This is a genomic window from Streptosporangium sp. NPDC003464, from assembly GCF_053588315.1.
Map to the genome: position 1 here is coordinate 1 of NZ_JBSFPS010000002.1, position 23,700 is coordinate 23,700.

A 23,700-nucleotide genomic window follows, 5' to 3' on the forward strand; every position below is an offset into this window, starting at 1 on the left:
CCGAAAGACCACCGGGCCGATGAGAGCGCTCCGTCCCAGAAGCGGCGCCCCCCCACCTGGCCAAGCTCGACGACTTCGGCCTGCTGCTCATCGAGCAGCCGCTGGCCAACGACGACATGGTCCAGCACGCCCGGCTCGCCGAGCGGCTGAAGACCCCGATCTGCCTCGACGAGTCCATCGAGTCGGCCGCCCACGCCGCCGCCGCCATCGCCCTGGGCGCCTGCTCGATCATCAACGTCAAGCCCGGCCGGATCGGCGGCTATCTGGAGGCCCGCCGGATCCACGACCTGGCCCGCGCCCACGGCGTCGCCCTGTGGTGCGGGGGCATGCTGGAGACCGGCGTCGGCCGCGCCGCCAACGTCGCCCTGGCCGCGCTGCCCGGCTTCACCCTGCCCGGCGACACCTCCGCCTCGCGCCGTTACTTCGCCACCGACATCACACCGCCGTTCGAGCTCCGCGACGGCCACCTGGACGTCCCGACCGGCCCCGGCATCGGCGTCGACCCCGTCCAGGACATCCTGGAGGAGGTCACCACCTCCACCGAGTGGATCACCACCTAGTGGCGGCGCCGGACGGCCCGGCCGCTAGCGGGACAGATACTCCTCCCGGACCCTGGTCCGGGAGAGCTTCCCGGTGGGGGTGCGGGGCAGCTCCTCACGGAACTCGATCACCCGGGGGTGCTTGAACCGGGCGATGCGCGGGCCGAGGTGCTCCAGCAGCTCCTGCGGGGAGGGCGGGGCGCCGGGCGCCGGCTGGACGAGCGCGACGACGGTGTGGCCCCATTCCTCGTCGGGCACGCCGATCACCGCGACGTCGGCGACCCCCGGGTGCTCCAGCAGCGCCGCCTCGATCTCGGCGGGGTAGATGTTCACCCCGCCCGAGACGATCAGGTCGGTACGGCGGTCGCACAGGAACAGGAAGCCGTCCTTGTCCATGAACCCGATGTCCCCGGGGGCGTACCACTCCCCCCGCATGCTGGCGGCGGTCTTGGCCGGGTCCTTGCGGTAGGCGAAGCCGCCGAGCCCCGACTTGACGTAGACCATGCCGGGCTCGCCGGCCGGGAGTTCCTCGCCCTCCGGGCCGAGGATCCGGGCCTCGAAGCCCGGCGCCGGGCGGCCGACCGTGCCGGGGCGCTCCAGCCAGTCGTGCGGCTTGACGGAGAAGGCGATGGTCGACTCGGTGGAGCCGTAGTACTCGTACAGGACCGGGCCCCACCAGTCCATGATCTGCTTCTTGACCGCCACCGGGCAGGCCGCGGCGGTGTGGACCACCTGCCGGAGCGACGACACGTCATAGGCGCGGCGGACCTCCGCCGGCAGCCGGAGCATCCGGTGGAACATCGTCGGGACCATCATCGCGTTGGTCACCCGGTACCGGTCGATCAGTTCGAGGATCCCGGCCGGCTCGAACCTGGGCGCGATCACCAGGGTGTGGCCCAGGTGCAGCGCGAACATCGTGTGGGCGCAGGGCGCGGAGTGGTACATCGGCGAGGTCACCAGGTGGATCCCGTCGCCCGGCCGCAGGTCGCAGACCTCGCCGAGGAACCAGGTGACGAGCGGGACCGTCGCCTCCGGCTCGGTGCCGGGCAGCGGCCGCTGCACGCCCTTGGGGAACCCGGTGGTGCCCGAGGTGTACCACATGACCGCGCCCGCCGATCTGCCCTCGGGGGCGGTCACCGGCTGCCCCTCGGCCAGGTCGGCGGTGCCGGTGAGCGCCCCTTCCACGGGGCGGGCCGGGCCGGCGACCACGATCTCGGCGTCGCAGTCGGCCAGGATGTAGGCGATCTCGGTGTCCGTCAGGTGCCAGTTGACCGGCACGTAGTACAGTCCGACCTGGCCGGTGGCCATCAGCATGACCACCGCGTCGAGGCCGTTGGGCAGCACGCCGGCGACCACGTCCCCCTCGGCGAGCCCCCGGGCCCGCAGCCCGTGCGAGACCTGGTTGACCCGGGCGAGCAGCTCGCCGTAGGTCGTCACCGCGCCGTCAGTGTCGATCACCGCCCGGCGGTCCGGGTCGGCCTGCGCGATCCGGTAGAAGCCGGGGAGCGTGCTGATGTCGGGCATGGGGTCCCTCCTCGGGCTCAGAGCTCCAGCAGATCGGCCAGACGTGCCCGGTGGATCCGCGGCGGGCCGAGGAGCACCTCGTCGGCCTTGGCCCGCTTGTAGTAGAGGTGCGCGTCGTGCTCCCAGGTGAAACCGATCCCGCCGTGCAGCAGCAGGCTGTCGCGGGCCACCTCGAAGCAGGCCCGGCCCACGTGGGCCTGGGCGAGCGCGGCGGCCAGAGGCAGCTCGCCGGGGGCCTCGTCGGCCGCCCAGGCGGCGTGCCGGACGATCGAGTCGGCCTGCTCCAGCTTGCAGTGCATGTCGGCGAGCCTGTGCTTGACCCCCTGGTAGGAGCCGATGAACCGGCCGAAGGCCACCCGGACCTTGGCGTAGGCCACGATCGCCTCCAGCGAGGCCCGCAGCACGCCGAGCTGCTCGGCGGCCACCGCCACCGCGAACAGGTCGCGGGCCCTGGCCAGCGCCGCCTCCGGGGCGGAGACGGCCTCGCCCTCCCGCAGGTCCACCCGCGCCTGCCTGCGCGTCGGGTCCAGGACGGTCAGCGGGGTGCGGGCGCCGCCCCGGACGGCCCGGACCCGCGTGCCGTCCACCGCGAGGACCACCTCGGCCTCCGCGCCGTTGAGCGCCCGGTCGCCGTCGAGTGCCACGGTCGCGACCGTGGTCCCGGCGGCGATGCCGGGCAGCGTCTCCTTGTCCTCCAGCTCGGTCAGCAGGATCGCAGCGAGGGTGGTGGCCAGGAACGGGCCGGGCAGCAGCGCCGCGCCGGTCTCCTCCAGGACGACGGCGAGCTCGGCGTATCCCGCGCCGGCCCCGCCGTGCTCCTGCGGGACGATGAGGCCGGCGAGCCCGAGCTCGCCGTTGAGACGCCGGTAGACGGCCGGGTCGTAACCGGTCTCCGAGTCGGCGGCCCGGCGGACCTCGGACAGGGGCGAGGCGGCGGCGAGGAAGGAGCGGACCGTGTCGCGCAGCTCCCGCTGCTCCTCGGTGAGGACGAGTTTCACTGCTGGGTTCCCGTCTTCAGGTCCTTGAACGGCACATTTTTGTCCACCCGCGGCTCGGGCGGCAGGTTCAGCACCCGGTCGCCGATGATGTTGCGCATGATCTCGTTGGTGCCGCCGCCGAGGGACAGCGCGGGGGCGAGCGCGATCGATCCGGCCAGCCGGCCGTCGTCCTCGTAGGCCACGGCCTCCGGGCCGGCCAGCGAGGTGGCCAGGTCGGCCTGGAACATGCTGAGCTCGGCCAGGAGCAGCTTGGCCGCGCTGCCCCGGGCGCCGGGGAAGACGCCCGCCTTGGTCTCCTGGGCGAGCCGCTGGTTGAACAGGGCGAGCGCGCGGGAGCGGATGTAGAGCTCGACGAGCTGGTCCCGCACGAGGGGGTCGCCGGTGTCGGCGGTCCGGCGCAGCGCCTCGAAGGCGGCCGGGTTGTCCTTCTGGCCGCTCATGCCGACACCGCCGGAGATCGACAGGCGCTCGTGCAGGAGGGTCGTGACCGCGCAGCTCCAGCCGTCGTTGACCTGGCCGACCAGGTTCTCGGCGGGAATGCGTACGTCGTCGAAGAAGATCTCGTTGAAGTGGGCGCGGCCGGTCATGTCCCGCAGCGGCCGGACGGTGACGCCGGGGGCCCGCATGTCCACGATGAACATCGTCAGGCCCCGGTGCTTGGGCACGTCCACGTCGGTGCGGGTGAGCAGCAGGCCGTGGGAGGCGTGCTGGGCCACCGAGGTCCAGACCTTCTGGCCGCTGACCACCCAGCCGTCCTCGGTCTCCGTCGCCCGGGTCTGCAGGGCGGCGACGTCGCTGCCCGCGCCGGGCTCGGAGAACAGCTGGCACCAGATCTCCTCCCCGCGCAGCAGCGGCCGGATGTGGCGGGCCTTCTGCTCGGGGGTGCCGAGGTCGAGCAGGGTCGGCCCGCACATGCCCAGTCCGATGGAGAACAGGTAGGTCGGCAGCGCGAAGTCTCTCGCCTCCTCGGCGAAGACCCGCTCCTCCGCCTGGCTCAGCCCCTGCCCGCCCCACTCCGCGGGCCAGGAGATCCCCGAATAGCCCGCGTCGTGGAGGCCGGCCATGAAGGTCTTCGCCGCGGCGACCCCGTCGGCGCCGGGAGCGCCCCCGGCCCCGGCCTCCGGGGCGTTGGCCGCCAGCCAGCTCCTGGCCCGCCGGCGGTAGTCCGCGAGGCCGGCGTCCTCGGGGCCGGCGTCCTCAAGATCGGTGTTCGCCGGGTCCGTGCCCGCAGCGTCCGCGTCCGCAAGGTTCATGTCCGCTCCAATCAGCGCTCACTTACTCTAACCAGCGCCGGATCAGCAGTACAGAGCAATGCTCTGCAGCGGAAGGCGGGGGGGATATTTGCCCTTTCTTGGCCATGAAGCACCAGGAATCGGTAATTAATTCATCCATGTGATCGTCTGATCTCCGGGGGGAGAGATTGGCGTGATCACACGGAACGGCTACTCCGTGCGGGCGCGGCTGACACTCATCGCCGTCACCGTCACCGTCCTGTGCGGCATCCTGGTCACCACCGTCCTGACGCTCGCCCTCTACGACATGGCGGAGTTCTCCCGGACCAACGAGGTGGCCGGATCCGCCCTGGAGGTCGTCAACCTCGCCCGGAGCGGGAGCGCGCGGCCCGCCGCCCTGCCGGTGGGGAACGCCGAGGGCGTCCAGGTCCTGAACCCGGAGGGTGAGGTCGTCGCCTCGTCCCCAGGCCTGGCCGGCGCCCCCCCGATAGCGGACTTCGCTCCCCCCGACGGGAAGGTGCGGGCCGACCGGCAGCTCTGCGACATCCCTCAGTTCCCCGACAGGTGCATGGTCGTCGTGGCCCTCCGCATCCACCGGCGGGAGGGCGACTGGCTCATCTACTCCGTCGACGACGTGACCCCCTGGTACGTCCACCCCGGCGTGTTCGCCGCGCTCGTCGGCTCCTCCCTGCTGCTCGTGGCGCTGGCCGGGCTCGGCGCTTACCACATGGTGACCAGGGCGCTGCACCCGGTGAACGACATCAGGAAGCGGCTGGCGGAGATCACCGCGACCGACCTCGGCCGGCGGGTCCCGGTGCCCGAGGCGCATGACGAGATCAGGCAGCTGGCCGAGACGATCAACCAGACTCTCGACCGCCTGGAGGCCGCGGTGGAACGGCAGCGCCGGTTCGTCTCCGACGCCTCCCACGACCTGCGCAGCCCGCTCACCGCCATGCGCGCCCAGGTGGAGGAGGCGCTGCTCTATCCCGACGACACCGACTGGACCGCGAAGGCCACCGCGATGCTCGCCAGTCTCGACCGGCTCCAGGCTCTCGCCTCCGACCTGCTGATGCTCGCCAGGATCGACGCCGGCACGCCCTCCGACAGGGAGCCGGTCGACCTGGGCGAGCTGTGCGGCGACGAGCTGGACCGCCGCAAGCGCGGCGTCACGGTGGTCCGGGAGCTGAAGCCCGGCCTCGTCGTGTCGGGCGACCGGCTCCGGCTGGCGCGGCTGCTGACGAACCTGCTGGACAACGCCGAGCGGCACGCCGCCTCGTGGGTCTCGGTGAGCGCGACGGAGCAGGACGGCACGGCCGTCGTCGAAGTGGTCGACGACGGCGCCGGCATCGCCCCCGAGCACCGGGAGGTGGTCTTCCACCGGTTCACCCGGCTGGACGCCTCGCGCAACAGGGACGCCGGGGGCACCGGGCTGGGGCTGGCCATCGCCAGGGAGATCGCCCAGGCGCACGGCGGACAGCTGACGCTCGAAGACAGCCCGCAAGGCGCACGTTTCGTCTTGCGTATCCCCCTGAACCGCTAGGGTTCCCCTGTGGCACGGGGATTTGGGCGACTACGCCGTGACGATCTACTCCGGACCGCCTGCGATGTCATAGCGGCCCAGGGGTTCGGGCACACCCGGACCGCCGACATCGCGCAGGCCGCCGGGGTCAGCCAGGCGCTGCTGTTCTACCACTTCGAGACCAAGGAGAAGCTGTTCGCCCAGGCCTTCGCCTATGCGGCGGAGCGCGACCTGGAGGCGCTCACCAAGCTGGAGGAGTCGGGCGGCTCCCCGCTGGAGCGGCTGCGCGGACTGCTCAGGCTCTACTCCCCCAGCGGCAGGTCCAAGTCGTGGACGCTGTGGATCGACGCCTGGGCCGAGTCGATACGCAATCCCGACCTGGAGGAGATGTCCCGCAGGATCGACCTGCGCTGGAAGCAGGCGCTGCGCGCGATCATCGACGAGGGCGCCGCGGCTGGGGCCTTCACCTGCGCCGACCCCGACGGTTCGACCTGGCGGATCATCTCGCTCGTCGACGGCCTGTCCACCCAGGTGACCGTGCACAAGCGTGTGCTGCCCCGGGCCCGCATGGCCCAGCTCGTCCGTACGGCTACCGCGGCGGAGCTGGGCCTGTCCGTCGACGCGCTGTCCTGAGCAGCCCGCCGGGCAGCACGACCAAGAGCATGGCCAGCGCGATCAGCCCTCCGCCGAGGAAGACGCTCCAGGTGAGCGGCTCGCCGTACAGCACGACGGCCAGGGCGGTCACCCAGAGCGGCTGGGCCGACAGGAGCACGGCGGCGGGCACCGGCGGGACGTGGAGCTGGCCGTAGGAGCGGGCCAGGAAGCCCAGCGCGCAGGCCACGACCGACAGGTGGCCGAGGATCAACCAGTCGCCCGGCGTCCGGGGCAGGGTGAGGCCGTCCGGCACCGCCAGGACGCCCGTCATGAGCGCGATGGTGCCGAGCTGGATCACCGCGACCGCGTAGGCGTCGCGCCGTGCCCTGGCGGAGCTTCCCAGCACCAGCGTGTGCGCCGAGTACAGGACCGCCGACAGCAGGGTGACGGCCAGGGCGGGCGGGGAGACGGCGGCGCCTCCGGCCTCCCGCAGCAGGGTGAAGACCGTCATCGCGGCCAGCGCGAGCGCCACCGCGACCCAGGTGCGCCCCTGGATCCTGGTGCCGAGCAGGACCAGCCCGAGGACCGGGGTGATCACCACGTAGGAGCCGACGGCGAAGCCCGACACCGATGACGGCAGGTCGTGCAGCGCGACGGCCTGGGCGGTCTGGCCCACGCCGAACAGCAGGCCGAGCAGGGCGCCGGTCAGCCAGGTGCCGTCCGGCAGTCCCCGCAGGCAGCCCGGACGGGCCGCGACCAGGACGAGCGCGGCGATGCCGTACCGCTCGGCGAGCAGGTCGGCCACCGGCATCCGGACGATGAGGTCTTTCATCAGCGGGAAGGCCGACCCCCAGGCCGCGCTGACGGACAACAGAAGTATGGCTCCCAGGAGGGGTCGAGAGGCGAACACCGCTGTCATACCGGAAGGATCGCATCACCGGGAGCTACCGGAAGGTCACGGCGAGGATCGGGAGTGGTCCGAATACAACGCTGAGTTGGTCCGAATACAACGCTGAGTTAAGGACGCCACACCGGCGTGAGGGAGCTCACACCCTATCGGGGACTTCCGCCGCTATTAGATGCTTCGTACAATTACGCGGCAGGACACCCGATGGGAGTGCAGCGATGACACCCGCTCCGAACACCACCGCGGACAGAGAGAACGACCAGACCGTCACGGAGAGGCGCGCCTACGAGGCCGTCATCGAGCGCCTGTCCAAGGCCTCGGTCGACAAGCACTGGGAGCCCTACGCCGACATCCCCTGGGACGACGAGGACTTCCTCGTCCGCCAGGACGACCCTCGCTGGGAGCTGCCCGGGGTCGACAGGCTCGGCGGGCACCCCTGGTACCGGGCGCAGCCGCCCGAGGTCCGCGCCAGGATCGGCCTGTGGCGGGTGGCGACCGCCATGAAGATCGGCCTGCAGTTCGAGAACCTGCTCAAGCGCGGCCTGCTGAACTACGCCTACCGGCTGCCGAACGGCTCCCCCGAGTTCCGCTACGTCTACCACGAGACCATCGAAGAGGGACATCACGGGATGATGTTCCAGGAGTTCGTCAACCGCACGGGGCTTCCGATCAGGGGCATGCCGGGCCCGCTGAGCCTGCTGGCCCAGATCACCCCCTGGATCCCGCTGATCTCCACCGAGCTGTTCTTCATCTTCGTGCTCGGCGGCGAGGACCCGATCGACCACGTGCAGCGCAAGACCCTCCGGGAGGGCCAGATCCGGCACCCCCTGGAGGAGACCATCATGCGGATCCACATCGCGGAGGAGGCCCGGCACATCTCCTTCGCCCGGCACTACCTGCGCCGCCGGGTCCCGCGGATGCCCCGCTACCGCCGCTTCACGCTGGGGATCGTCTCGCCCGTCGTCCTGGGCGTCATGGCCCGGATCATGCTGTCGCCCCCCGGGTCGATGATCAGGCGGTTCCGGATCCCCGAGCACGTCGTCAAGGAGGTCTACACCGACAGCCCCGAGACGGCCGGGCAGATCCGCGACTCGGTGGCCAAGACCCGGGAGCTCTGCGCCGAGCTGGGCATGACGAACCCCGTCCAGCGCGGGGTCTGGAAGGCGATGGGCATCTGGGCGGCGCCGGCCCGGGAGAGGGCCCGATGAGAACGGCGATCGTGACGGGCGGGGCCTCCGGCATCGGCCGGGCCCTCTGCCGCGAGCTCGGCCGGCGCGGCGCGCACGTCGTGGTCGCGGACCTGGACGGCGCCGGGGCCGAGCGGGTCGCCAAGGAGTGCGGCGGCGTGGGCGCGGCGCTGGACGTCACCGACCCGCAGGCCGTCCAGGACCTGGTGACGGCCGTCAGGGCCGAGCGGGGCCGGCTGGACTTCATGTTCAACAACGCCGGGATCGCGGTCGGCGGCACCACCGACGAGCTCACCCTCGACCACTGGGACCGCACCATCGACGTGAACCTGCGCGGCGTGGTCCACGGCGTCCACGCCGCCTATCCGGTCATGATCCGGCAGGGCCACGGCCACATCGTGAACACCGCGTCCCTGGCCGGCCTGGTCCCCGCCCCGCTGATGGCCCCCTACACGGCGACCAAGCACGCGGTGGTCGGGCTGTCGCTCGCGCTGCGGGCCGAGGCGGCGGCGCACGGCGTGCGGGTGAGCGTGGTCTGCCCGGGCTTCACCGACACCCCGCTGCTCGACCACGCCAACCCCGGCCTGCCGCAGACCGCGACCGGGGCGGGGGCCCGGCGGTCGGCGGTCAGGACCCAGGGCCGGCTCTACTCGGCCGACTCGCTGGCCGTCGACGTCATGAGGGGCCTGGCACGCGACCGGGCGCTCATCGTGGCCCCGGCGTCGGGGCGGATGGCCTGGCGCGGCACGCGGCTCTCGCCCGTGCTCGCCGTCCGCGCCGCCGCGCTCGCCGTCCGGCGTCTGGGCGGCGGCTGACGGGCCGCCCGGCGACGGGGCCGGGACCGGCCCGCAGGGCGGGGGCCGGTTGCGAGGCCGGTTGCGGGGCGGGACCGGGGCCGGGACCGGCGCGCTCGCCGCGCGGCCGGCGGGCCGGGGCCGGGACCGGGGTCACCCGGCGAGGTTGGCGGTGAGCAGCTCGATCAGCGGCTCGCGGCGGACGCACCGCGCCAGGGCGAAGGAGTCGGCCAGGGCCAGCACCTCCTCGTCGCCGAGGCCGCGGAACAGCCCGGCGTACTCGGGCAGCAGCGCCTGGGCGATGAGGACGTGCCGGATCAGGTCGTCGGTCTGGTAGCGGGCGCCCCACGGGTAGGGGTCCCAGCCGGGGAACTCGGTGGCCACGAGCGCGTGCAGCGGCGCCAGCAGATCGGCCGACTCCTCCATCGTGGAGCCCCACCGGTCGGCGCCGAGCCGCGCCTTCTTCTCGATGAACGGCCCGAACCGCTCCAGGTACGGCCCGGCCGCGCGCACCAGGCCCTGCAGCCCGACGTCCTTGTAGGTCCACAGCGACCAGCCCGCCCCGTGGGCGTCGTAGATGCCGAGCTGGTCGGAGAGGATCTGGTAGCGCTGCGCGTCGACGGCGGGGTCGCCGGTGTAGACCGGGCCGAACTCGCCCACCCACACCGGCGTGCCCGTCTCCCGCTGGAAGGTCGTGCGCCGCTCGAAGGCCCGCTCCAGCTCGGCGTGGTCCACCCACTCCCCCCGGGTGTATCCGGGATAGGGGCCGCCGTGCGCGAAACCGGCCAGGGCGTAGTCGTGGCAGACGAAGACGGTGTTCTCATAGACCTCTCGGAAGACCGAGAAGTCGGTGGAGTAGGTGTTGCCGTCCAGGAAGAGCACGTGGTCCGGATCGACCGCCCGCACCGCCTTGACCAGCCTGTCGTAGAACGGCCCGATCACCTTGCCCGTGGGATCGCCGGGCTCGTTGACCGGGTTGTAGCCCGCCACCCACGGCTGGTCCCGGTAGCGGTCGGCGATCGCCTCCCACAGGTGCACGGCCCGGTCCTGGAAGTGCCGGTGCCGCCAGAACGAGGCGACGTGGGTGGGGTTGTCGGAGTGCCAGTGCTGGTTCTGCGCCCCCGGCAGCGCGTGCAGGTCGAGCACGCTGTAGATGCCGTGCCCGGCGAGCAGGCCGACGACGCGGTCGAGGTGACGGAAGCCGGGTTCGATGATCTCGAACGGCCGCTCGTCGGACTCGAAGTGCCGGTAGTTCACCGGGATGCGCACGCAGTTGACGCCCACCGAGGCCAGCAGCGCCGCGTCCTCGGCGCCGAAGAAGGAGGTCAGCAGCCGGTCGAAGAACAGCTCGGCCCGCTCCTCGCCCAGCGCCTCGCGGACCGAGCGCCGCATCTCCGACTCGTTGGCCGGGTAGCCGGTGATGAAGTTCTCCATGTTCATCCAGCCCCCGAGGCCCACGCCGCGCAGCCGTACCGCGGCGCCCTCCGAGTCGACGAGACGGGATCCGGAGACGCGCAGGGTCATCAGTTCTCCTTTTTGCCGGAGCCACCGGATTCCGCCGGAGCCGTCCGATGCGCCGAGGCCACCGGTGGGCCCGGCGGGCTGTCTCCGGCGGCCGGGCAGGCGCCGGAGGCGGTTCGCTGAAACTTTCGAAGCTACACCGAATATTTCGCATCCGGAGGATAAATAAAATGCGCATAACACGTCAATAGAGCCTTGGCCGCACTTCTGGTCTGCAGCCAGGAGGGGTGGGAAATGTTCCGAAAGTTTTCGGCTATACTCCTCCGCATGCCAGCGAATAGGCGGGTGACCATCGCTCTGATAGCCGAAGAGGCCGGGGTCTCGGTCCCCACTGTGTCCAAGGTCATCAACGGCCGGCCCGAGGTCGCCCCGGGCACCCGCCAGCGGGTGGAGCGCCTGCTCCACAAGCACGGCTACCAGCGGCGCGTCAGCCAGAGCGACGGACCGGTGGGGCTGGTCGACCTGGTCTTCGCCGAGATCGAGAGCCCGTGGGCGATGGAGATCGTCCGGGGCGCCGAGACCGCCGCCCGCGAGGCCGACGCCAGCATCGTGATCTCCGTGCTCCACACGCACGCCGGGCCCGGCCGCGACTGGCTGGAGCGCATCGCGGCCCGCCGCACCGACGGAGTGGTGATCGTGGCGTCGCGGCTCTCGGCCGGGCTGCAGGGCCAGCTCAACGCCCGCTCCATGCCGTTCGTCGTCGTCGACCCGGAGGGGGAGCCCGCCGCCCACGTCGCCTCGGTCGGCGCCACCAACTGGAACGGCGGGCTGGCCGCCACCCGCCACCTCCTGGAGCTCGGGCACCGCAGGATCGGGATCATCGCCGGCCCGGCCGACATGCTGTGCAGCCGGGCCAGGATCGACGGCTACCGGGCGGCGCTGGAGACCGCGGGCGTCGCGGTGGCCCCCGAGCTGATCCGCAACGGCGACTTCCTCGTCGACTCCGGCCACGACCACGGCCACGGGCTGCTGTCCCTCGCCGACCCGCCCACCGCCATCTTCGCCGGCAGCGACCTGCAGGCGTTCGGCGTCTTCGAGGCCGCCCGCCAGCGTGGCCTGCGCGTCCCGGAGGACCTCAGCGTGGTCGGCTTCGACGACCTCCCGCTGGCCCGCTCCGCCTGGCCGCCCCTGACGACCGTCCGCCAGCCGCTGCAGGACATGGCCGCCCTGGCCACCCGCATGGTCCTGGCCCTCGGCCGGGGCGACCACTCCCAGGCCCGGCGCGTCGAACTCGCCACCGAGCTCGTCGTCCGCGAAAGCACGGCACCGCCCCACCCCTGACCGCCCGTCTCATCCCTTCGTCGCCCCCGCGGTGAGGCCCCCGACGAGCCGGCGCTCGGCCACGGCGTAGAACGCCAGCGCCGGCACCATCGCCAGGACGACGTAGGCCAGGATGCGCGCCCAGTCGGCGGAGTACTGGCCCTGGAACTGCTGGACCCCGAGCGGGACGGTCCACCAGCCGGGGTCGTTGAAGACGACCAGCGGCAGCATGAAGTTGTTCCAGCTGCCCACGATCGCGAGCACCGACACCGTGGCCAGCGCCGGCCGGGCCATCGGCAGCAGGATCCGCCAGAAGAAGCCGAGGGCGGTGCACCCGTCCAGCGTCGCGGCCTCCTCGATCTCGCCCGGGACGGTCCTGAAGAAGCCGCGCAGGACGATGATCGTCACCGGTAGCCCGGAGGCGGCCTGGGGCAGGACGACGCCCAGCGGGTTGTCCAGCAGCCCGAAGGTCCGCAGCAGGACGAACAGCGGCAGGATCGCCACCGCGAACGGGAACATCAGCCCGACCGTGAAGAGCGTGAACAGCGCCTCCCGCCCCCGGAAGGCGAAGCGGGCGAGGACGAAGGCCGCCGGCGCGGACACCCCGACGACCACCAGCGCCGTCGCGAGCGCGATGAACACGCTGTTGCCGAGCTGCCGCCAGAACGAGGAGGAGGCCAGGACGTCGGTGTAGTTGGAGACCACCCACGGCGAGGGCAGGCCGAAGGGGTTGGTGGACAGCTGGCCGGTGTCCTTGAACCCGCCCAGCAGGCCGAAGCCGAGCGGCACGACGACGAACGCCCCGACCACCCAGGCGATCGCGTGCAACGTGAGGGAGCGCACCCGGGCCCCGGCCCGGGTGGGGGAGCCGGACCGGCTCATCGGTGGCCCCGCATTACGGCGGCCTTCATCGGTGGTCCCGCATGACGGCGGCCTTCATCGGTGGTCCCGCATGACGGTGATCGCCCCTTCGGTGTCGCGGCGCATGACGTATCGCTGGTAGCCGAGCGCGAAGACCAGGCTGATGACGAACATCACGACGCTGATCGCGCTGGCGTAGCCGACCTGGTACCTCCTGAAGCCGAACTGGAACATCGTGACGGCCATGGTCTCGGAGGAGTGGGCGGGCCCGCCGCCGGTGAGAATCCAGACCAGGTCGAACAGCTGGATCGCGCCGATGACGGACAGGAAGACGCTGATCCGGATCGTCGGCCCGAGCAGCGGCAGGGTGACGTGGCGGAAGACCTCCCAGCCGGTGGCGCCGTCGATCTGGGCGGCCTCGGTGAGCTCGTGCGGGATGCCCTGCCGCCCGGCCAAGTACAGGATCATGTGGAAGCCGAAGTACTTCCACGTCATGACCAGGAACAGCGAGACCATGACGGTCGAGGGGTCCGACAGCCACGCCGACTCCATGCCGGCCACGGCCAGGATCCGGTTGGCCACGCCCTGGTCGGGCGAGAGGATCATCGTGAACAGCACACCGGTGATCACCTCGGACAGGACGTACGGAGCGAAGAACAGCAACCGGTAGACCGCCCGGCCGCGCAGCCGCTGGTTGAGCAGCATGGCGATGCCGAGCGCGAGCGGCAGCTGGACCGTCGTCGACAGGACGATCAGGACCAGGCCGCGCCGGAGGTCGCCGAGGAAGACCTCGTCGGAGAGCATCCGACTGAAGTTGGCGAGCCCGACGAAGTCGGTCGGCGCGCCGCCGAGGCCGTTCCACCTGAACACGCTGGTGTACATCGCGACCAGGATCGGGGCCAGGACCAGCAGGCCGAACAGCACCAGCGCCGGGAGCAGGAACAGCGCGATCGTCGTCCAGCCCCGGAGCCGGGCGCCCCTGGAGGGCCGCACCTACTCGGACTTCGCCGTCGCCGTGATGGCCTGCGCGACCTGCTCGGGGGTCTTCCTGCCCGCGATCAGCTCGGCCACGCTGTCGTTGACCTCCTGGCCGACGGCCGGGGGATACGCCTGGTCGAGATAGAGCTGGAACCCCGTCGTGGCCCCGAGGGCCCGAGCCACCGCCGCGAGGTTCGGATCCTTGACCGCGTCCTCGGCGCCCTTGACCACCGGCAGGACCGCCCCCGACTCCACCGCCTCGCGATGGTTGTCGACCTGGGAGAGGAACTTCAGGAAGTCGACCGCCTCGGCCGGCGCGTCCTGCCCGACGGCGTACCCGCCGCCGCCGCCGAGGGCGTCGGTGGCCCTGCCCCTGCCGCCCTCGACCATGGGGAAGGGGAAGAACCCGAGGTCCTCGCCGAGGTCCCCGCCCGCCTCCTTCTGCACGGTCGGCGCCCACTGGCCCATCAGCTCCATCGCCGCCTGCCCGTTGCCCACCGTCGCGGCCTGCCCGTCCGGGGTGTTGTAGCTCGCGCCGAGGAAGCCCTTCTGGAACGGGTCGAGGTCGACGAGCTCCTTGAGGTGCCGGCCCGCCGCCACGAAGTCGGGGCCGCCGAACTCGTGGTCGGTCGCGGCCCGGGCCAGGGCGTCCAGGCCCGCCACGCGCATGGCGAGGTAGGCCCAGTAGTAGTGGCCGGGCCACTTCTCCTTGCCGGCCAGGGCGATCGGGGTGACGCCGGCCGCCTTGAGCCTCCTGACGTCGTCGAGGAACTCCGTCCAGGTGGCCGGCGGCGCCGTGATGCCGGCCCTGGCGAACAGCGCCTTGTTGTACCAGAAGCCCACCATGCCGATGTCCATCGGGACCGCGTACGTCTTGCCGTCGAACTGGTAGGCCTGCAGGGAGGCCGGGGTCAGCGTGCCGATCCACGGGGCGACGTCGGCGGAGATGTCCTTGGCCAGCCCGGCGTCGACCTGCTGCCGCAGGACGCCGCCGCCCCAGGTGGTGAAGATGTCGGGCGTCCTGCCCGACTGGGTGAGCGTCGTCAGCCGGGCCTTGTACGCCTCGTTCTCGATGGGGACGTTCTTGATGACGACGTCGGGGTGGAGCGTCTGGTACTCCTTGACCCGCTCGGCCCAGAGGGACTTCAGCGGCTCGGTGGTCGAGATGTTCCACCACTCGACGGTGACCTTCGCGCCGGCTCCCGCGCTCGCCTCCGGCCCCTGGCCGCCTCCGCCGGCGCAGCCTCCGAGGAGGAGCACCGCCGCCAATGTCACCGCACTCCGCCGACCCAACGACATCACAGGGTTCCCTTCCTCATCTCCGAGGTCTTCCGGGGCTGCTCCGCACCGCCGGCGGCCGGTCGGACCCGGCGATCGGTCGGCCGGCGACCGGCCGGACCCGGCGCGCCCGTGCGCGGAGGCCCGGACGCGTATCACGCCGCACGCGGACTTCCTTAGAAACTTTCGGCATATAGCCGATAATTTCTATCGATGGCGCCGAGGTTACATCGGCTTTTCAGCCGGATCAACAGCCGCTGTCGAGACGTTACGGGGACCGACCGGACCGGATCCCCTCGACCATCCGAGAGAACCACTGACGGACCTGCTGAGAACATCTACGTCACGGGCGCGAAAGCTCTCGGGGGGCGTTATGAAACTTTCAGAAGGCGGCGGCCGTATGCCTCGACCTCGCACGGCACCGCTCGCCCCGGCACCGCCCCTCCTCCCACGGCGGCCCCGCCGCCGGGCCGCCGACCGGTCACCCGGAGACCATGTCGAACACGGTCTGGACGGTGTGACGGCGCCGGGCCGCGAGAGCGGACATGAACGGGGGCGCGTCGTCGAAGGGCACCATGTCGGTGATCAGGTGGCGGCGGATCCCGTCGCCGTGCGCGCGCAGGAGGTCGAGCGTCTCGGCCGAGAGCCGGTCCCGGCTCCAGACGTGGTCCAGCCCGCGCGGCACGCGGCCGATCTGCGAGCACCTGATCGACAGCGCGTTGTGGTGGAACTCCTCGCCGAGCCGCAGTCGCGCCGCGCCCTCCTGGTAGAAGGCCAGATCGACGACCGTGCCCTGGGGCCGCAGCAGCCGCAGCCCGAGGTGCAGGCTCTCCGGCCGGCCGCGGCACTGGAAGACCACGTCGGCGCCCCGGTCGTTGCGGGAGTGCCGCCAGCGGGCCTTCACCGCGAGCGCCGGGTCCTGGCCGTCCATCGCGACCGTGTCGAAGCCGAGCCGTCCGGCGCGCTCCAGCCGGTCCCGGGTCCGGTCCACCACCGTCACCGCCGCGGCGCCGTGATGCCGGGCGAACAGGGCGGTCATCAGCCCGACGACCCCCGCCCCGGTCACCGCGACGCACCGGCCCCGCACGCCGTCGCCGAGGGTGCGCACGTCCGCCCCGCAGATGTCGGCGGCCGCGTGCAGCAGGCCGTTCGCGCAGATGGGCCCCATGTGGGCGGCGTAGATGCCCAGCAGGGGATCCAGCCCGGCGGGCAGCGGGACGTAGCGGTCCTCGACGGAGTCGGCCGTGTAGCCGGTCCGGTGGCCGTACGCCATCGCCACGACCTGGCCGGGCGACAGCGCCGGGGTGCGGCTCTCGGCGACCTGGGCGACCTCCATGTAGCCCAGCCGCGTCACCGGGTACGCGGCGGCCGGCCGGTCGGCGCGGAACAGCCCGAACGCCGGATCCCAGCCCGCCGACAGGTAGGGGTTGGTCCCCTTGACGTAGGACAGCTCCGTGCCCGCCGACAGCCCGCTGTAGAGCGTCTCGACGCGGAAGCCGCCGTCCCCGACCGGCGCCTCCGGCTCCTCGGCGATGACGACCCGGCCCGCGCCGGCGACCTGCAGCACCCGCACGACCCGCTCACCCATCGGTGTCCTCCAACCTCACCGGGGCGCCGGAGGTGGCCGCGCGGGCGACCGCGCACGCCAGCCGGTGCGTGCGGAGCGCGTCGTCGTAGGGGGCCCGCACGTCCGTGCCGCGGCGCAGCACCGCGTCCACGAACGCCCGGTCCACGCGGCGCCTGGCGTCTCCGGCTTCGATGATGACCCGGCGTCCCGCCCCGGTGTCGACGACCAGCCGGTCCTCCGATATCCGCAGCGCGATGCCCTCGGCGTAGATCTCCAGCCCGGCCCGGTGCTTCCAGCCCAGCAGGCAGGTGGCGCCGAGGATCCCGGTGGCGCCGTCGCGGAAGCGCAGCAGGGCGCCGGTGGCCGCCCCGACCGCCCCTTCGGCCTGGTCGGGCGGGTGTCCCGATTCGTGGGCGCTCACCTCGGTGACCTCTCCGACGAGCAGCCGGGCCAGGTCGAGCACGTGCACCGCCTGCTCGATGACCTGCCCGCCCGAGCCGTCGCGGCGCGGCCACCAGGGCACCGGGGGCACCTTGTCCAGCCACACGCCCACCGCCAGCCGTACCGGCCGGTCGCCGAGCAGCCGCCGCGCCTGCTCGACGACGTCCAGATAGCGCCAGTGGTGCCCGACCGCGGTCACCGCCCCCCGCCGCCGCGCCGCGGCGGCCACCCGCCGGGCGGTCGCCTCGTCCAGTGCGAGCGGCTTCTCCACGAACAGCGACAGGCCGGCGTCCAGGACGGCGAGCTCGATCTGGCCGTGCGCGAAGGGCGGCACGCAGACGTAGACGGCGTCGAGCCGCTCGCTCCGCAGCAGGGCGGCGTGGTCACCGTAGGCGGCTGTCCCGTGCTCGCGGGCCAGCCCGGCGGCCCGGGCGGCGTCGGTGTCGGCTATCCCGGCGATACGGACGTCCGGGAAGCCCGACAGCACACGCGCGTGGCGCGCGGCGACGTTCCCCGCGCCCACGAAACCGATTCGACAGGTCACAGGACGAGCAATCCCACCATTACTCGACGCCAAACCCTCTGACACCGGATTTGAACTGCTCTGACCAGGGCAAACAGTAATAACACGGGTATACAGCCGGGGGGACACAGTCGATGACGACGCTTGGGTATCCGCCCTTGAGGGGCGATGTTCACTGAGGTCGGTCGCTGGCTGGACGCGCGCACCAGCCGGGCCGGCGACTGGCTCCCAGAGGCCGTGCTCGCCGCCAAGGGCGACCACAGGGTCAGCGTGGTCCTGCCGGCGCGCGACGAGGAACGCACCGTCGGGGAGATCGTCGGGCGGATCCGGCGGGACCTGCGGGAGCGTCTCCCCCTGATCGACGAGCTCGTGGTGATCGACTCCTGCTCGACCGACGCGACCGCCCGGGTGGCCGCCGACGCGGGCGCGCAGGTCGTCCACCAGAACGCCGTGCTGCGCGAGTACGGCCTCCTGCCCGGCAAAGGGGACGCGCTGTGGAAGGCGCTGGCCGTCACGACCGGTGACCTCGTCGTCTTCATCGACGCGGACCTGCGTAACTTCGGCACGCATTTCGTCACCGGACTGCTCGGGCCGCTGCTGTCCGACCCCTCCGTGGCCTACGTCAAGGGCTGCTACGACCGGCCGCTGGCCGACGGCACGGCCGCGCAGCCGCACGGCGGCGGAAGGGTGACCGAGCTGGTCGCCCGCCCGTTGATCAACCTGCACTGGCCCGCGCTGGCCGGCTTCATCCAGCCGCTGGCCGGCGAGTACGCCGGCCGCCGCGCCGTGCTGGAGGAGATCTCGTTCGTCACCGGGTACGGCGTCGAGCTGGGCCTGCTCGTCGACCTGCTCGGCCGGGTGGGCCTGGACTCCCTCGCGCAGGTCGATCTCGGCGTGCGGGTCCACTCCCACCAGCCGATCGAGGCGCTCGGCCGGATGGCCGGCCACATCATGCTCACCGCCTGGTCGCGGCTGGAGCGGGAGGGCCGGCTCGTCACCGCCGACCCGCCCAACGGGTGGATCGCGCAGGTCCGCCAGCTCGGGAACGGCCGGCGGCTGCACGTCAGCGACGTGGGCGTGCACGAGCGGCCGCCGCTGATCACCATTCCGGAGTACGCCTCGGGCGCTCGGCTGATGCCGGAACGGCGGCAGCCGTGAACATCACGGTGCTGATGAACGCCGGCCCCTGGCTGCCGGTCCCGCCCCACGGGTACGGGGGGATCGAGACGGTCGTGGCCACGCTCGTGCCCGAGCTGAGGGCACGCGGCACCCGCGTGGTCCTGGCCACGGTCGCCGCGAGCACCCTGGCGGCCGACGATCAGGTGTGCGTGTTCGACGAGGGACAGTTCGCGCAGCTGCAGCGCCCCTACAACCAGGTGATGGGGCTGGCCCACGCGCACATGCAGCGGGTCGTCGCGGAGCTGCGCCGGCGCGAGGACATCGACCTGGTCCACGACCACGTGGAGGCGGTCGGCCTCGGCGTCCTGAGCACCATGGGCCGCTCCGCCCCGCCCGTGCTGCACACCCTGCACTGGGACCTGCACAAGCATCCCGAGCTCTACGGCGGCTTCAGCGGCGACGGCAGGGTCTGGGTCAACGGCGTGTCCCGCTCCCAGGTCGCGCGGGCGCCGCGCAACCTGCGCGAGCACAGCCTCGGCTGGGCGTATCTGGCGACCCCGTTGGCCGGCGCGGACCGTACGGCCCCGCCCGAGGAGGGCCGGGCCCCGGACGGAGCGCGGCCGGCGGCCCCGTCCGACGGCGCGGGACGGGGCCACCGCGGCCCGGTGGTGATGCTGGGCCGCATCAGCCCGCTCAAGGGTCAGCACCTGGGCGCACGGCTGTGCCGGGAGCTGGGGCTGCCGCTCGTCCTGGCCGGCCCGGTCGGCGGGCTGCGCGGGCCCCGGGAGCTGGCCGCCGCGCTCGCCGATCCCGACCACGGCGCCCACGCCAACCCCGACGTGCGCTACCACCTCGACCGGCTGGCGCCGTACGTCGACGGCGAGCTCGTCCGCTGGGCCGGCTCGGTGAACGGCCCGGAGCGCGAGCGGCTGCTCCTCGACGCCCGCGCGGCGCTGTTCCCGGTGCAGTGGGAGGAGCCCGGCGGCACGGCCGTGATCGAGGCGCTGGCCTGCGGCGCCCCCGTCGTCGGCCTGCGGCGCGGCTGCCTGCCCGAGCTCGTCGAGCACGGGCGTACGGGCCTGCTCGCCGACACCGAAGACGAGCTGCGCGAGCACCTGAGGCGTGTCGAGGACATCGACCCCGAGGAGTGCCGCCGCAGCGCCGCGCTCCGGTTCTCCCCGCCGGTGATGGCCGAGCGGTATCTGGACTTCTACGGCCGGGTGCTGGACCTCGCCGCCCGGGCCCGCCGGAGGTAGCACGGCACCGCGCCCGGCCGTCACACCCGGAACCCCCGGCCCCGTCCGGGGTCCCGAGGTCGCGGGCCGGTCCGGAGCGGACGTCCCAAGATCACGTATGCGCCCGCCGCCCGGAGTACAGTGCGCTGATGCCCGACGACTACTGGAACCACAATGTCCACTACCACCCGCTGGTGCTCGACGCCGTGCCGGAGGGGTGTGGCGAGGCGCTGGACATCGGCTGCGGCGACGGCCTGCTCGCCCGCAAGCTGGCCGGCCGGGCCCGCCACGTGACAGGGGTGGACCGCTCGCCGGAGATGATCCGTCTCGCCCGCGAGCGCGACGTGCCCGGCGGCGAGGTGACCTTCGTGGCGGCGGACTTCCTCGACGACCCCCGGGGCCGTTTCCCCGCGGGGAGGTACGACTTCGTCAGCGCCGTCGCCGTCGTGCACCACATGGACTTCGGAGCCGCCGTCACCGGCATGGCCCGACTGCTCGCGCCGGGGGGCCGCCTGGTGATCGTCGGGCTGGCCCGCAACCGCACCGCGTCGGACTGGCTCATCAGCGGCGCCGGCGTCCCCGCCTCTCTCCTCCGGGCGCGGCGGCACGGCGGCAAGGGCCACCCGGCCGGCATGCCGATGGAGGACCCCGACATGTCCTGGGGCCAGGTCCGCGACGCGGCGCGCCGCCTGCTGCCCGGCTGCCGCTTCCGCCGCCATCTGCTGTGGCGCTACTCCATCGTGTGGCAGCGCCCCTGAAGCCGGGTGGCAGCGCCCCTGAAGCGCCGCGGGCCGTCGCCGCCCACCTCGCGCACCTTAACTATCAATAAAGTTTCTTAAAAGAGAGCATTGACGGACCTGGTGGGACCGCATAGTTTCCGGTTCAGACGACCCGTGGGGGGCGGGATCACGGCCATGTTCCCTCGGAGGTAGCTCTCCCATGTCCTCACGCCTACGCGCCGGCCTCGCGGCGGCCGGCGCGTCACTCGCCCTGATCGCAGGCGCGCTCGCCGGCACGGCCGGCGCCGCCGCCGGCGACGAGTCCTGCCGCCCGGACGGCCTCTACACCACACCCGGTCTCGACGTGCCCTTCTGCCAGGTCTACGACGAGGCCGGCCGCGAGAAGATGGGGGCCGACCACCCCCGCCGCATCATCGGCTACTTCACCGGATGGCGGACCGGCAAGAACGGCCAGCCCTCCTACCTGGCCAAGGACATCCCGTGGGGCAAGATCACCCACATCAACTACGCGTTCGCGCACGTCGGCCCGGACAACAGGATCTCGGTCGGCGCCGACGGCCCGGACAACGCGGCCACCGGCATGGAGTGGCCGGGGACCGACACCCTCGACCCCGCCCTGCCGTACAAGGGCCACTTCAACCTGCTGAACAAGTACAAGAAGGCCAACCCGGACGTCAAGACGCTGATCAGCGTCGGCGGCTGGGCCGAGACCGGCGGCTACCTCGACGGCTCCGGCAACCGCCAGCCCTCCGGCGGCTTCTACACGATGACGACGAACGCCGACGGCTCGGCCAACACCGCCGGGATCAACGCCTTCGCCGACTCCTCGGTGGCCTTCGTCAGGAAGTACGGCTTCAACGGCGTCGACCTCGACTACGAGTATCCGACCTCGATGAAGGACGCGGGCCACCCGCTGGACTGGCAGGTCGCCAACGCCCGCCGCGCGTCGCTGATGAAGAACTACGCGGTCCTGATGAAGGCCATGCGCGACAGGCTCAACGCCGCCTCGGCCGCCGACGGCAAGTACTACATGCTGACGGTCGCCGCCCCGTCGTCCGGCTATCTGCTGCGCGGCATGGAGACCTTCCAGGTCACCCAGTACCTGGACTACGTCAACATCATGTCCTACGACCTGCACGGCGCGTGGAACGAGTTCGTCGGCCCCAACGCCGCGCTCTACGACGACGGCAAGGACGCCGAACTGGCCAAGTGGAACGTCTACAACACCGAGGCGTACGGCGGGATCGGCTACCTCAACACCGACTGGGCCTACCACTACTTCCGCGGCGCGGTGCAGGCCGGCCGGATCAACATCGGCGTGCCGTACTACACCCGCGGCTGGCGCAACGTCACCGGCGGCGTCAACGGCCTGTGGGGCACGGCCAAGAGCACCAGCGGCTGTCCGACCGGCCTGACCACCTGCGGCGACGGCGCGCGCGGCATCGACAACCTCTGGCACGACGAGGAGAACAACACCGAGGTCAGCGGCGGCGGCAACCCGCTGTGGCACGCCAGGAACCTCCAGGACGGCCGCACCGGCTCCTACGGGCCCGCCTACGGCCTGGACCCCGCCGACCCCGAGGACAGGCTCACCGGCACCTACACCCGCAACTACGACTCCACCCTGGTGGCGCCGTGGCTGTGGAACTCCGCCAAGAAGGTCTTCCTGTCCACCGAGGACGAGCAGTCCATCGGCGTCAAGACCGGCTACGTCAAGGACCGGGGCATCGGCGGCCTGATGATCTGGGAGCTCGCCGGCGACTACGACTGGGACGCGGCCAAGGGCGAGTGGTTCATGGGCGACACCCTCACCAGCCAGGTGTACGAGGCGTTCAGGAGCGCCACGCCGTACGGCGCGACCCGCGCCAAGGTGAACGTGCCCGCCGAGAAGCTCGACGTGAGCGTGGAGATCGGCGGCTTCCCGGTCGGCGACAGCAACTACCCGATCACCGGCAAGCTGAAGATCACCAACAGGTCGGCGACGGCGATCCCCGGCGGCGCGGAGTTCCAGTGGGACTACGCCAGCTCGGCCCCGAGGAACGCCAAGGACCAGTCCGGCTACGGCGTCACCGTGATCAGCAGCGAGCACGGCGCGGGCAACAACGTCGGCGGCCTGAAGGGCGACTTCAACCGGATCTCCTTCAAGCTGCGCGCCAACGAGCCGCTGGCCCCCGGCGCCTCGCTGAACATGGACTACGTCTACTACCTGCCCGCCCCGGCGCCGGCGAACTTCACCGTGAGCTTCGGCGGCAGGACCTACGGCCTGACCGCCGACAACGCCCGCGGCGGCGTGATCGTCAACCCGACCCCGACGACCGGTCCGGGGGGCGACTGCACCGCCCCCGCGTGGTCGGCCACCCAGGTCTACGGCGGCGGCAACAAGGTCTCCCACAAGGGCAGGCAGTGGGAGGCCAGGTGGTGGACCCAGAACAACGAGCCGGGCACCAACGACGTCTGGAAGGACCTCGGGGCCTGCGCCGGCGCCACCCCCTCCCCCACGGTGACGCCGACGGTCACCCCCACCCCGACGGTCACCCCGACGCCGACGCCGACCGTCACCCCCACCGTGACGCCCACCCCGACGCCGACCGTCACCCCCACCGGGGCCTACCCCGCCTGGAAGGCGGGCACGGCCTACACCACCGGCAACCGGGTCTCCTATTCCGGCGCCGACTACGAGTGCCGCCAGCCCCACACGGCCTACGCCGGCTGGGAGCCCTCGAACGTCCCTGCCCTCTGGCTGCGCCTGAGCTGAGTCCCCCTGACCCCGCCGGACGTGCCGGCGCACGGCCGCGCCCCCAGTCCCGCGGCCGGGCGCCGGCGCCGGCTCCGAGCACGGCGAGGTCGAACACGCGCTGCACAGGGCCGACCGGGAGCGCCGGG

At 72.2% G+C, this 23,700-nt stretch carries 20 protein-coding genes; 10 read left to right on the plus strand and 10 right to left on the minus strand.

Translation table 11 applies throughout. The annotated features are described in order from the left end of the window. The first annotated feature begins 56 nt into the window (after positions 1–56). Positions 57–560, plus strand: a complete 504-nt coding sequence (locus ACWDS7_RS00540; protein ID WP_451927522.1) for an enolase C-terminal domain-like protein — start codon at positions 57–59, stop codon at positions 558–560. Positions 561–584: 24 nt separating this feature from the next. On the opposite strand, the gene ACWDS7_RS00545 is transcribed toward ACWDS7_RS00540, so the two are convergent. Genes ACWDS7_RS00545 through ACWDS7_RS00555 form a run of 3 tightly spaced genes read right to left on the minus strand, consistent with a single transcriptional unit; the run spans position 585 to position 4,314 of the window. Further along, positions 585–2,063: an AMP-binding protein gene (locus tag ACWDS7_RS00545; protein WP_451927461.1), complete on the minus strand. Its 1,479-nt coding sequence runs from the start codon at positions 2,061–2,063 to the stop codon at positions 585–587. 17 nt (positions 2,064–2,080) lie between these two features. Further along, entirely contained in the window at positions 2,081–3,061 is a 981-nt protein-coding gene (locus ACWDS7_RS00550; protein WP_451927462.1) for an acyl-CoA dehydrogenase family protein, read from the minus strand. Further along, positions 3,058–4,314 carry an acyl-CoA dehydrogenase family protein gene (locus ACWDS7_RS00555; RefSeq protein WP_451927463.1) on the minus strand — a complete coding sequence of 419 codons (1,257 nt, stop codon included), beginning with the start codon at positions 4,312–4,314 and terminating at the stop codon, positions 3,058–3,060. The genes ACWDS7_RS00550 and ACWDS7_RS00555 overlap by 4 nt, the downstream gene beginning before the upstream one ends. 172 nt (positions 4,315–4,486) lie before the next feature. On the opposite strand from ACWDS7_RS00555, the gene ACWDS7_RS00560 reads away from it, so the two are divergent. Both ACWDS7_RS00560 and ACWDS7_RS00565 read left to right on the plus strand, forming a co-directional pair. Next, positions 4,487–5,833: a sensor histidine kinase gene (locus ACWDS7_RS00560; protein ID WP_451927464.1), complete on the plus strand. Its 1,347-nt coding sequence runs from the start codon at positions 4,487–4,489 to the stop codon at positions 5,831–5,833. Between the two features lie 9 nt (positions 5,834–5,842). Beyond that, positions 5,843–6,445: a TetR/AcrR family transcriptional regulator gene (locus ACWDS7_RS00565; protein WP_306867391.1), complete on the plus strand. Its 603-nt coding sequence runs from the start codon at positions 5,843–5,845 to the stop codon at positions 6,443–6,445. On the opposite strand, the gene ACWDS7_RS00570 is transcribed toward ACWDS7_RS00565, so the two are convergent. Further along, positions 6,402–7,325, minus strand: a complete 924-nt coding sequence (locus ACWDS7_RS00570; RefSeq protein ID WP_451927465.1) for a DMT family transporter — start codon at positions 7,323–7,325, stop codon at positions 6,402–6,404. The two genes, ACWDS7_RS00565 and ACWDS7_RS00570, sit on opposite strands and share 44 nt — an antisense overlap. A 206-nt stretch (positions 7,326–7,531) precedes the next feature. Between ACWDS7_RS00570 and ACWDS7_RS00575 the strand changes: the two genes are divergently transcribed. Both ACWDS7_RS00575 and ACWDS7_RS00580 read left to right on the plus strand, forming a co-directional pair. Next, complete coding sequence (locus ACWDS7_RS00575) at positions 7,532–8,521, plus strand: AurF N-oxygenase family protein (RefSeq protein WP_306867385.1); 990 nt, start codon at positions 7,532–7,534, stop codon at positions 8,519–8,521. Next, complete coding sequence (locus ACWDS7_RS00580) at positions 8,518–9,315, plus strand: SDR family NAD(P)-dependent oxidoreductase (RefSeq protein ID WP_306867382.1); 798 nt, start codon at positions 8,518–8,520, stop codon at positions 9,313–9,315. The genes ACWDS7_RS00575 and ACWDS7_RS00580 overlap by 4 nt, the downstream gene beginning before the upstream one ends. Before the next feature lie 132 nt (positions 9,316–9,447). Here the strand turns inward: ACWDS7_RS00580 and ACWDS7_RS00585 are convergent, their stop codons facing one another. Continuing rightward, on the minus strand, positions 9,448–10,818 hold the full coding sequence (locus ACWDS7_RS00585) for a glycoside hydrolase family 5 protein (RefSeq protein WP_451927466.1): 1,371 nt from the start codon (positions 10,816–10,818) through the stop codon (positions 9,448–9,450). 264 nt (positions 10,819–11,082) lie between these two features. Between ACWDS7_RS00585 and ACWDS7_RS00590 the strand changes: the two genes are divergently transcribed. Beyond that, a complete protein-coding gene (locus ACWDS7_RS00590) occupies positions 11,083–12,096 on the plus strand; it encodes a LacI family DNA-binding transcriptional regulator (protein WP_451927467.1) in 1,014 nt (337 codons plus the stop codon). 9 nt (positions 12,097–12,105) lie between these two features. On the opposite strand, the gene ACWDS7_RS00595 is transcribed toward ACWDS7_RS00590, so the two are convergent. The 5 genes from ACWDS7_RS00595 to ACWDS7_RS00615 all read right to left on the minus strand — a co-directional run bounded on the left by ACWDS7_RS00595 (position 12,106) and on the right by ACWDS7_RS00615 (position 17,723). Continuing rightward, the gene (locus ACWDS7_RS00595) at positions 12,106–12,957 is read right to left on the minus strand and encodes a carbohydrate ABC transporter permease (protein WP_451927468.1); all 852 of its coding nucleotides are present in this window, start codon (positions 12,955–12,957) and stop codon (positions 12,106–12,108) included. A gap of 54 nt (positions 12,958–13,011) precedes the next feature. Beyond that, a complete protein-coding gene (locus tag ACWDS7_RS00600) occupies positions 13,012–13,929 on the minus strand; it encodes a carbohydrate ABC transporter permease (RefSeq protein ID WP_451927469.1) in 918 nt (305 codons plus the stop codon). Further along, positions 13,930–15,174, minus strand: a complete 1,245-nt coding sequence (locus ACWDS7_RS00605) for an extracellular solute-binding protein (protein WP_451927470.1) — start codon at positions 15,172–15,174, stop codon at positions 13,930–13,932. A gap of 499 nt (positions 15,175–15,673) precedes the next feature. Then, complete coding sequence (locus ACWDS7_RS00610; RefSeq protein WP_306867379.1) at positions 15,674–16,780, minus strand: zinc-dependent alcohol dehydrogenase; 1,107 nt, start codon at positions 16,778–16,780, stop codon at positions 15,674–15,676. Beyond that, complete coding sequence (locus ACWDS7_RS00615) at positions 16,773–17,723, minus strand: Gfo/Idh/MocA family protein (RefSeq protein WP_451927471.1); 951 nt, start codon at positions 17,721–17,723, stop codon at positions 16,773–16,775. Before ACWDS7_RS00615 ends, ACWDS7_RS00610 begins: the two co-directional genes overlap by 8 nt. Before the next feature lie 168 nt (positions 17,724–17,891). On the opposite strand from ACWDS7_RS00615, the gene ACWDS7_RS00620 reads away from it, so the two are divergent. The 4 genes from ACWDS7_RS00620 to ACWDS7_RS00635 all read left to right on the plus strand — a co-directional run bounded on the left by ACWDS7_RS00620 (position 17,892) and on the right by ACWDS7_RS00635 (position 23,572). Then, positions 17,892–18,881: a glucosyl-3-phosphoglycerate synthase gene (locus ACWDS7_RS00620; RefSeq protein WP_451927472.1), complete on the plus strand. Its 990-nt coding sequence runs from the start codon at positions 17,892–17,894 to the stop codon at positions 18,879–18,881. Continuing rightward, positions 18,878–20,098: a glycosyltransferase gene (locus tag ACWDS7_RS00625; RefSeq protein WP_451927473.1), complete on the plus strand. Its 1,221-nt coding sequence runs from the start codon at positions 18,878–18,880 to the stop codon at positions 20,096–20,098. Before ACWDS7_RS00620 ends, ACWDS7_RS00625 begins: the two co-directional genes overlap by 4 nt. A 128-nt stretch (positions 20,099–20,226) precedes the next feature. Beyond that, positions 20,227–20,835 (plus strand): class I SAM-dependent methyltransferase, encoded by a 609-nt coding sequence (locus ACWDS7_RS00630; RefSeq protein WP_451927474.1) that lies wholly within the window; start codon positions 20,227–20,229, stop codon positions 20,833–20,835. Positions 20,836–21,016: 181 nt separating this feature from the next. Beyond that, positions 21,017–23,572 carry a chitinase C-terminal domain-containing protein gene (locus tag ACWDS7_RS00635; RefSeq protein WP_451927475.1) on the plus strand — a complete coding sequence of 852 codons (2,556 nt, stop codon included), beginning with the start codon at positions 21,017–21,019 and terminating at the stop codon, positions 23,570–23,572. Positions 23,573–23,700: the final 128 nt, after the last annotated feature.

Excerpts from the sequence above, each read along its gene's own strand:
- ACWDS7_RS00580 (WP_306867382.1), top strand. The coding sequence starts at position 8,518 with ATGAGAACGGCGATCGTGACGGGCGGGGCCTCCGGCATCGGCCGGGCC.
- ACWDS7_RS00610 (WP_306867379.1), bottom strand. The coding sequence starts at position 16,780 with ATGGGTGAGCGGGTCGTGCGGGTGCTGCAGGTCGCCGGCGCGGGCCGG.
- ACWDS7_RS00555 (WP_451927463.1), bottom strand. The coding sequence starts at position 4,314 with ATGAACCTTGCGGACGCGGACGCTGCGGGCACGGACCCGGCGAACACC.
- ACWDS7_RS00585 (WP_451927466.1), bottom strand. The coding sequence starts at position 10,818 with ATGACCCTGCGCGTCTCCGGATCCCGTCTCGTCGACTCGGAGGGCGCC.
- ACWDS7_RS00635 (WP_451927475.1), top strand. The coding sequence starts at position 21,017 with ATGTCCTCACGCCTACGCGCCGGCCTCGCGGCGGCCGGCGCGTCACTC.
- ACWDS7_RS00630 (WP_451927474.1), top strand. The coding sequence starts at position 20,227 with ATGCCCGACGACTACTGGAACCACAATGTCCACTACCACCCGCTGGTG.
- ACWDS7_RS00620 (WP_451927472.1), top strand. The coding sequence starts at position 17,892 with ATGTTCACTGAGGTCGGTCGCTGGCTGGACGCGCGCACCAGCCGGGCC.
- ACWDS7_RS00595 (WP_451927468.1), bottom strand. The coding sequence starts at position 12,957 with ATGAGCCGGTCCGGCTCCCCCACCCGGGCCGGGGCCCGGGTGCGCTCC.
- ACWDS7_RS00570 (WP_451927465.1), bottom strand. The coding sequence starts at position 7,325 with ATGACAGCGGTGTTCGCCTCTCGACCCCTCCTGGGAGCCATACTTCTG.
- ACWDS7_RS00575 (WP_306867385.1), top strand. The coding sequence starts at position 7,532 with ATGACACCCGCTCCGAACACCACCGCGGACAGAGAGAACGACCAGACC.
- ACWDS7_RS00590 (WP_451927467.1), top strand. The coding sequence starts at position 11,083 with ATGCCAGCGAATAGGCGGGTGACCATCGCTCTGATAGCCGAAGAGGCC.
- ACWDS7_RS00545 (WP_451927461.1), bottom strand. The coding sequence starts at position 2,063 with ATGCCCGACATCAGCACGCTCCCCGGCTTCTACCGGATCGCGCAGGCC.